Source organism: Kineococcus indalonis, assembly GCF_009906395.1.
Lineage (GTDB): Bacteria > Actinomycetota > Actinomycetes > Actinomycetales > Kineococcaceae > Kineococcus > Kineococcus indalonis.
This window is the reverse complement of record NZ_JAAALM010000879.1, coordinates 1-961: the sequence shown is the minus strand read 5'-3', so window position 1 is coordinate 961 and position 961 is coordinate 1. Positions and strand designations below refer to the sequence as shown.

Sequence of the window (961 nt, the reverse complement as noted above, 5' to 3'; positions counted from 1 at the left end):
GCCGGTACCCGGCCGAGCGCGCACGGCGGCGGGCGGGGCTCGCCGGAGGACCTGCGCCGGGTGCTGGAGGACGTCGGCGTGGACCGCCTCGACCACGGCGCGGACGTGGTGCGCGATGCGCGCCTGCTGGCGCTGGTGCGCGAGCGCGGCACCGCCGTGACGTGCCGCGCGCTGCCCGGCGCGCCCGCCGGGGGCGCGGCGCCGTCCGTGGTCGCGGCGCTGCTGCGCGGGGGCGTGCGGGTGGCCGTGGTCTCCGGCGCCCGCCCGGCCGCGGACCTGGTCGCGCTGGCGCGCGAGGCGGACCTGGACCCGGACGAGCTGGTGCTGCTGCAGCGGAACGCGTTCGAGGCGGCCTGGGTCGACGACGACGAGCGCGAGGGCCTGCTGGCGGAGCTGGAGGCCTACGCCGCCCTGGTCGCCCCCGACCTCTGAGCCGCCGGCCTCTGAGCCGGCCACCGGGGCCGGGCCGGGGCGGTCGTGTCGGGGGCGGCGGCCACGATGGCGCCATGCTCCCGCGCACCGCTCCCGGACGCCGGGCCGGCACGGAGCCCTCGGCCGTCGTGCACGCCCTGTGGGTGCGCCCGGCGCGGTTGCTGTGGTGGGTGGAGCGCGGCGGCCCGCCCGTGCCGCACGCGGTGCACGTGCCGCCGGGCTCGGCGCACCCGGCGCACCCGGGGGCGCTGCGCGCCGAGCAGCGCGCCGCGCTGCTGCGCTCGGGCCTGGCCGGGGAGGCGCTGCACGCGGTCCTGGCCGGGCCCACGCGCTGGCTGCCGGCGCTGCTGCCCGCGCACGACGGGGTGCCGCTGCCCAGCCCGGACGCGTTCGTGCGGGTGCCCGCGCCGCGCCGGCACCCGGCCCCGGTGGAGCTGGCCGTGACGAACCTGCCGTGCACCGCTCCCCCGCTGTCCGTCAGCGTCGACGTCGTGCGCGGGCAGCAGCGCCGGCAGCCAGCGCGTGGGCC

The 961-nt window shown here is 81.8% G+C and carries 2 pseudogenes; both read left to right on the top strand.

The annotated features are described in order from the left end of the window. A pseudogene (locus GTR00_RS21695) lies at window positions 1–432 on the top strand (hypothetical protein); the annotation flags it as partial. Between the two features lie 74 nt (window positions 433–506). Beyond that, a pseudogene (locus tag GTR00_RS21690) lies at window positions 507–961 on the top strand (hypothetical protein); the annotation flags it as partial.